The 6,740-nt window shown below is 68.9% G+C and carries 6 protein-coding genes and 1 pseudogene; 1 reads left to right on the forward strand and 6 read right to left on the reverse strand.

Going from position 1 to position 6,740, the window contains the following annotated elements:
- Positions 1–190: 190 nt before the first annotated feature.
- From QN345_RS13845 to QN345_RS13865, 5 genes are all read right to left on the reverse strand, one after another.
- A complete protein-coding gene (locus tag QN345_RS13845) occupies positions 191–949 on the reverse strand; it encodes a VIT1/CCC1 transporter family protein (protein ID WP_134448506.1) in 759 nt (252 codons plus the stop codon).
- A 105-nt stretch (positions 950–1,054) separates the two neighbouring features.
- Positions 1,055–2,464, reverse strand: a complete 1,410-nt coding sequence (locus QN345_RS13850) for a dihydrolipoamide acetyltransferase family protein (RefSeq protein ID WP_322189036.1) — start codon at positions 2,462–2,464, stop codon at positions 1,055–1,057.
- Positions 2,465–2,509: 45 nt separating this feature from the next.
- Positions 2,510–3,469: an alpha-ketoacid dehydrogenase subunit beta gene (locus QN345_RS13855; protein ID WP_134448648.1), complete on the reverse strand. Its 960-nt coding sequence runs from the start codon at positions 3,467–3,469 to the stop codon at positions 2,510–2,512.
- A 98-nt stretch (positions 3,470–3,567) separates the two neighbouring features.
- On the reverse strand, positions 3,568–4,695 hold the full coding sequence (gene pdhA / locus QN345_RS13860) for a pyruvate dehydrogenase (acetyl-transferring) E1 component subunit alpha (protein WP_134448510.1): 1,128 nt from the start codon (positions 4,693–4,695) through the stop codon (positions 3,568–3,570).
- Between the two features lie 4 nt (positions 4,696–4,699).
- Entirely contained in the window at positions 4,700–5,803 is a 1,104-nt protein-coding gene (locus tag QN345_RS13865) for a histidinol-phosphate transaminase (RefSeq protein WP_322136857.1), read from the reverse strand.
- 115 nt (positions 5,804–5,918) lie between these two features.
- Between QN345_RS13865 and QN345_RS13870 the strand changes: the two genes are divergently transcribed.
- Positions 5,919–6,311 carry a phage holin family protein gene (locus tag QN345_RS13870; RefSeq protein ID WP_134448512.1) on the forward strand — a complete coding sequence of 131 codons (393 nt, stop codon included), beginning with the start codon at positions 5,919–5,921 and terminating at the stop codon, positions 6,309–6,311.
- A 48-nt stretch (positions 6,312–6,359) separates the two neighbouring features.
- Here QN345_RS13870 and QN345_RS13875 read toward each other — a convergent pair.
- A pseudogene (locus tag QN345_RS13875) lies at positions 6,360–6,740 on the reverse strand (hypothetical protein); the annotation flags it as partial.

A 6,740-nucleotide genomic window follows, 5' to 3' on the forward strand; every position in this document is an offset into this window, starting at 1 on the left:
TCAGTAGGCGAGGGAACGATCGACCGCTTCGAGGACCCGGTCGGGGGACGGCAGGAAGTGGGTCTCGACGGCCGCGGCCAGGAGTGCGGGTACGAGGATTTTCGAGGGGGTCACGTAAGCGACGCTATCCCTATTGATAATGATTGTCAAAACCATTAGGTGGGCTCGCCACCGCTTGGTGGCTGGCGGGCTAGACGACGCCGGAGGTGCCGAGCAGGGACCCGATCAGGAAGGTGACCACGAGCGCGGCGGCGCCGCCGAGCACGACGCGGATGATCGCCCGCAGCTTGGGGCTGCCGCCGAGGTGGGCGCCGGTCGCGCCGAGGGCGGCGAGGGCGACGAGCACGGCGCCGAAGGTGATCGGGATGCGCACGCTCGCGGGCAGGAGCAGGATCGCCAGGAACGGGAGCAGCGCGCCGAGGGTGAACGCCGCGGCGGAGACCCAGGCGGCATGCCAGGCGCTGACGACGTCGTCTTCCGTGATGCTGTGCTCGGCCAGCAGGTGGGCGCGCACAGGGTCGATCGCGGTGAATTCCGTGGCGACCTGGCGGGCGGTCGCGGGCGCGAGGCCCTGCTTTTCGTAGAGTTTCGCGAGTTCCTCGAGCTCGCCCTCCGGGTCGATGCTCAGTTCGTGCTTCTCGCGCGCGATCAGGGTGCGCTGGCTGTCGCTCTGGCTGCTGACGGAGACGTATTCACCGAGGGCCATCGAGATCGCCCCGCCGACGAGACCGGCTGTGCCGGCCGCGGCAATGACTGCGGTCGAGCCGCTCGCGCCGGCGACGCCGACGACGAGGGCTGCGACGGAGACGATACCGTCGTTGGCGCCGAGCACCCCGGCGCGAAGCCAGTTCAGGCGGCCGGCGTGGCTCTCGGTGCGCTTCCGGTCGTCGGCTGCGGCTTCGACCGCAGGAGCGACGGGGGCGATTCTGGCGGGGGCGATGGAGGTCATTGGAACATCAGACCACAGGGAATCCACGTCCGCCAGCGTGGAAAGCCTTACCTCACCAGCGCGTTAAAGAGCTGGTGAGGTAAGCCTTCCCAAAGTCTGAACCCGCTATTCGAGGAGGAGGGCCGGTTCCTCGATGATGCTCGCGACATCCGCCAGGAAGCGGCTCGCCACGTCTCCGTCGACGACCCGGTGGTCGAAGCTCGCGCCGATGGTCGTGACCTGGCGCACGCGCACCTCGCCGTCGACGACCCAGGGCTTGGGCTTGATCGTGCCGAGGGCGACGATCCCGGCTTCGCCGGAGTTGAGGATCGGGGTGCCGGTGTCCATGCCGAAGACGCCGATGTTCGTGATCGTGATCGTGCCCCCGGCCTGGTCTGCCGGCGTCGTCTTGCCGTCGCGCGCCGTGAGGGTGAGCGTCTCGAGGGCGCGAGCGAGCTCGAGGAGGCTCATGTCCTGGGCTTCCTTGACGTTCGGCACGATCAGCCCGCGCGGGGTGGCCGCGGCGATGCCGAGGTTCACGTAGTGCTTGATGATGATTTCCTGATCGGTGAAGACCGAGTTCACGGTGGGGTTGCGGCGCACGGCCCAGATCATCGCCTTGGCCATGATCAGCATCGGCGAGACCCGCACCCCGGCGAAGTCGGTCGAGGACTTGAGGCGCTTGACGAACTCCATCGTGCGCGTGGCGTCGACGTCGACGAACAGGCTGACGTGCGGCGCGGTGAACGCGCTGCCGACCATGGCCTGCGCGATCGCCTTGCGCACGCCCTTGACCGGGATGTGCTCCTCACGGTCGCTCGGCCACTCGGGCGTCTGGATGTTGCGGAACACGCTCGCCTGGGTCGCCCCGCGCAGCACGTCCTCGCGGGTGACGTCGCCGACGGGGCCGGTCGCCTCGACGAGGGCGAGATCGACGCCGAGGTCCTTCGCGAGCTTGCGAATCGGGGGCTTGGCGATGACGGGACCGGCGGATGCCGCTCGCGGCGCCCGCGCCTGGGCTGCGGCGGCCGGCCGGGGCGTTTCGATCGCGGGAGGAGCGATCGAGGCGTGCGGCGCGGCACCGTCGGATCCCCGACGGCGACGGGTCGGCACGCTCGGAGCGGCTCCCCGACCGACGAGCACCTTCGGCTCCTCAGCGGTGATGGTCGACCCGGTGTCGAGGGCTGCGCCGGCCAGCTCGGTGACGTGTGCGGCGGGGACCTGTCCTGCTCCGGCATCCGCCGTCACGGCAGCGGGAGCAGCGGCCGGAGCCGGACTGACGGCTGCGGGCTCCTCGGCGGGGACGATGGTGATGATCACCGTTCCGACGTCCACGGTCGTTCCGACCTCCACGAGGATGGCGCCGACGACGCCGACGAACGGAGACGGCAGTTCGACGAGCGACTTGGCCGTCTCGATCTCGACGAGCACCTGGTTGATCGACACGGTGTCGCCGGGGGCGACCCGCCACTCGACGATTTCAGCCTCGGTGAGGCCCTCACCGACATCGGGAAGGGTGAAGTTCAGGACGCTCATCTGGATTCCTTGCTGTGGGTCATGCTAGGTGCGGGGTGGTGCATGTCAGTAGGCGAGGGAACGATCGACCGCTTCGAGGACCCGGTCGGGGGACGGCAGGAAGTGGGTCTCGACGGCCGCGGGCGGGAAGGGGGTGTCGAAGCCGGAAACCCGCAGCACGGGAGCCTCGAGGTGGTAGAACGAGCGCTCCGTGACGGTCGCCGCGATTTCCGAGCCGACGCTCACGAAGCCGTATGCTTCCTGGGCGACGACCAGGTGGCCGGTCTTCTCCACGGAGGTGAGGATGGGGCCGTAGTCGATCGGGGAGATCGAGCGCAGGTCGATGACCTCGATGCTGATGCCCTCGACCGCGGCGAGTTCGGCGGCCTGCAGCAGGACAGTGACCATGGCGCCATGGCCGACGAGGGTGACGTCGGAGCCGGCACGGACGACCCGGCTCGCGTGCAGGGGAATCCCGCTCGCGCCGAAACGGACCTCGCCCTTGGGCCAGTAGCGGCTCTTCGGCTCGAAGAAGATGATCGGGTCGTCGGAGGCGATCGCCTCCTGCATCATCCAGTAGGCGTCGTGCGGGTTCGAGGGGCTCACGACGCGCAGGCCCGGGGTGTGCGCGAAGTACGCCTCCGGGCTCTCCTGGTGGTGCTCGATCGAGCCGATGTGTCCGCCGTAGGGAATCCGGATCACGACGGGCATCGTGACCTGGCCCTCGTGCCGGTTGCGCATCCGGGAGAGCTGGCTGGTGATCTGGTCGAAGCCGGGGAAGACGAAGCCGTCGAACTGGATCTCGCAGACGGGACGGTAGCCGCGGAGGGCGAGGCCGATCGCGGTGCCGACGATGCCGGACTCTGCGAGCGGGGTGTCGAGCACGCGCTTGTCGCCGAATTCGGCGTGCAGGCCCTCGGTGACGCGGAACACGCCGCCGAGCGGTCCGATGTCCTCGCCCATCATCAGGACCTTCGGATTGTCGAGCATCGCCTGCCGGAGGCCGGCGTTCAGGGCCTTGGCCATCGGGAGGTTCGCCGAGGTGGCTGGAACGGCGGATGCTGCCGCGGGCACTGCAGAAGCGGCCGGCTCCCGGACCGGGGTCTCGGTCACGATCGTGTCGCTCACGCGTCGCCTCCTTCGAAGGATGCTTCGTATCGGTCGAGCCAGGCCTTCTGTTCCTGGATCAGCGGGTGGGGTTCGGCGTAGACGTTGTCGAAGATGACGGAACGCTCGGGCGAGCGGATCTCGAGGGCGCGGCGGCGGACATCCGCTGCGTGGTCCTCGGCCTCCTCGTCGACGGCGTCGAGGAAGTCCTGCTCGACGCCGAGGCCCTGCAGGTAGGCGCGGAACCGGACGATCGGGTCTTTCGCGACCCAGGCGGCGAGTTCCTCCGGGTCACGGTACTTGGTGGGGTCGTCTGCGGTGGTGTGCGCACCGACCCGGTAGGTCATCGCCTCGATCAGGGCGGGGCCCTTGCCCGCGCGCGCGTCGTCGAGGTGCTTGGCGGTGACGGCGTAGCTCGCGAGCACGTCATTGCCGTCGACCTGGGTGCCGGGCATGCCGAAGCCGCCGGCGCGGAGGTAGAGCGGGGTGCGCGACTGCCGGGTGACCGGCACCGAGATCGCCCAGTGGTTGTTCTGCAGGAAGAAGACCTGCGGGGTCTGGTAACTCGCCGCGAAGACGAGGGCCTCGTTCGCGTCACCCTGGGAGGAGGCTCCGTCGCCGTAGTAGACGATGACCGCCTCGTCGGTTTCGGGGTTGCCGGTCGCGGTCGTGCCGTCGAGCTGCATGCCCATCGCGTATCCGGTCGCGTGCAGGGTCTGCGAGGCGAGCACGAGAGTGTAGAGATGGAAGTTGCCGTGATCCTCGGGGGTCCAGCCACCGAGGGTGACGCCGCGCAGCATCCGCAGGATGTCGACGAGGTCGAGCCCGCGGATCATGCCGACGACGTGCTCACGGTAGGAGGGGAAGACGTGGTCCTGGGGGCGGGTGGCATACGCGCTGCCGACCTGGGCGGCCTCCTGGCCGTGGCTCGGCACCCACAGGGCGAGCTGGCCCTGCCGTTGCAGGTTCGCCGCCTCCTTGTCGAAACGACGGACGACGACCATGTCACGGTAGAACCTGCGGAGGTCGTCTTCGGTCAGGCGGTCGAGGTAGGGCATGAACTCCGCCGCCGCCTCGCTCGGCTCGACGAGCCCGCTCGTCGAGAGCACCTGAACCAGGGGTGAGTCGTTCTCGCGCGCTGCCATCGTACTAACCTAGCCGCCGGGCCGAATGCCCTATTGGTAGATTTTGTACAAGTTCCGCGCAGGTTCGCAGTAGTTCTTCCACAGATTCTTCCTCGCCAATTGAGATCCGGATCCCCTCGGGGAAGGGCCGCACCACGAGTCCGGCCGCACCGAGCGCCTCGGCGGCGACACCGGTTTCCGCGCCCGTCGGCAACCAGATGAAGTTGCCCTGGGGTGCGGGAGTGTTCCAGCCCTGCTCGGTGAGCGCGCGCCAGATCGTGTCACGACGGATGCCGATGGTGCGCACCCGTTCCATGAGTTCGTCATCGACATCGAGCGATGCGATCGCGGCAGCACTGGCGACCCCCGTGACCGACAGCGGAATCGCCGTCGCACGGGCAGCGTCGAGGATCGCAACCGGCCCGAGGCCGTAGCCGACCCGGAGCCCGGCGAGGCCGTATGCCTTGGAGAAGGTGCGGAGCACGACGAGGTTCGGGTAGCGGCCCAGCAGGGAGATGCCCCTGACGGCGTCGGGGTCGGTCACGAACTCGGCGTACGCCTCGTCGAGGATGACGAGCAGCGTCGAGGGGACGACCGCCATGAAGGCCTCGAACTCCGCAGCGTGCACGATCGTGCCTGTCGGGTTGTTCGGGCTGCAGACGATGAGCACGCGGGTGCGGTCGGTGATCGCGGCGGCCATGGCGGTGAGGTCGTGGCCGTGATCCGGCCGGTTGGGCACCTGCACGCTCGTCGCGCCTGCGACGGTGACGAGGCTCGGGTACGCCTCGAAGGAGCGCCAGGAATAGACGACTTCGTCCCCTGGGCCCGCCGCGGCGAGGATGAGCTGGGAGAGCAGGGCGACGGAACCGCTGCCCACGTGCACCTCGTCCGGCGAAAGCCCGTAGCGTGCGGCGAGGCGTTCCCGCAGTTCGGACGCGGAGGCATCCGGATAGCGGTTGTACGTCGTCTCGGCGCCGACGGCAGCGATCACACCGGGCAGTGGCCCGAACGGGTTCTCGTTGCTCGAGAGCTTGAAGGCACTCGCGGCTGCCGCCTTTCCCTGCCTGTAGGCCGGGAGGGCGATGATTTCGGGGCGCAGTCGCACCGCTGACTGGTCTGTGGGGCTCACTCGGCGATTCTACGCCGGGGCGTATTCGCGCGACCGCATGAGCCGCGCGGAGACCGGGCGTGCCGCAGGCCGCACCACCCAAGCGCAGCGCCCGGTCAGGTGCCATAGTGGTCGCATGGCCAGATTCCTGATCAAGCTCATCCTCAATGCCGTCGCCCTGTGGCTCACCACCCTCCTCGTCTCGGGAGTGAGTGTCGAACCCTATGCGCCGGACACCGGCGCCATCGTCGTGACGTATCTCCTCATTGCCCTCATCTTCGGTCTCGTCAACGGCGTGATCGGCGGTTTTGTGCGTGTCATCGCCTTCCCGCTCTACGTTCTGACCCTCGGCCTCCTCGCGCTCATCGTCAACGGCCTGCTCCTCATGCTCGTGGCCCTGATCTCCGACGGCCTCGGCTTCGGCTTGCATGTCGACGGCTTCTGGACCGGGGTGCTCGGGGCACTCGTTCTCGGCATCATCAGCTGGCTGCTCGGCGTGCTCGCGCGTCCCGCCACCGGCCGCCAGTAACCCACCCCCGCACCTGGTTCACGGCCCGGGTTCACGGCCCGCCCGGGTTCACGGCCCGGTCACGCGGATGCCGCGCCACCGGGTGACCTCGGCCGGTCCGGTTGCGCCGACCCCGGCCAGGGTGTCCCGGAAGCGCAGCAGGTTCGGCTCCGCCGACCCGTCCATCAGGCGGGCGGTGGCCTGGTAGCTCGTAAGGGAATGCGCAGGCAATGCCTGCCCTGCCGGCGCCTCACCGGCGGCGAACGCCCTGCTGCGCACGAGGACCCGGTCGTCGACCCCTGGCGGCATGCCGCCGAACGCCGGAACGATGTCGTCGGTGTGCTCGACGGTGACGGCCTCCACCCCGGCCGGAATGGAGAGCGCTGCCGTCGGGCCGCCGAAGGAGGCGACACCGACGGTGTTGAATTCTCCGGACTCCGCGAGCTGGAC

The sequence above is a fragment of the Cryobacterium sp. 10I1 genome, assembly GCF_035019805.1.
In the GTDB taxonomy this organism is placed as follows: domain Bacteria; phylum Actinomycetota; class Actinomycetes; order Actinomycetales; family Microbacteriaceae; genus Cryobacterium; species Cryobacterium glucosi.

Excerpts from the sequence above, each read along its gene's own strand:
- QN345_RS13850 (WP_322189036.1), bottom strand. The coding sequence starts at position 2,464 with ATGAGCGTCCTGAACTTCACCCTTCCCGATGTCGGTGAGGGCCTCACC.
- QN345_RS13845 (WP_134448506.1), bottom strand. The coding sequence starts at position 949 with ATGACCTCCATCGCCCCCGCCAGAATCGCCCCCGTCGCTCCTGCGGTC.
- QN345_RS13870 (WP_134448512.1), top strand. The coding sequence starts at position 5,919 with ATGGCCAGATTCCTGATCAAGCTCATCCTCAATGCCGTCGCCCTGTGG.
- QN345_RS13855 (WP_134448648.1), bottom strand. The coding sequence starts at position 3,469 with ATGGCCAAGGCCCTGAACGCCGGCCTCCGGCAGGCGATGCTCGACAAT.
- pdhA (WP_134448510.1), bottom strand. The coding sequence starts at position 4,695 with ATGGCAGCGCGCGAGAACGACTCACCCCTGGTTCAGGTGCTCTCGACG.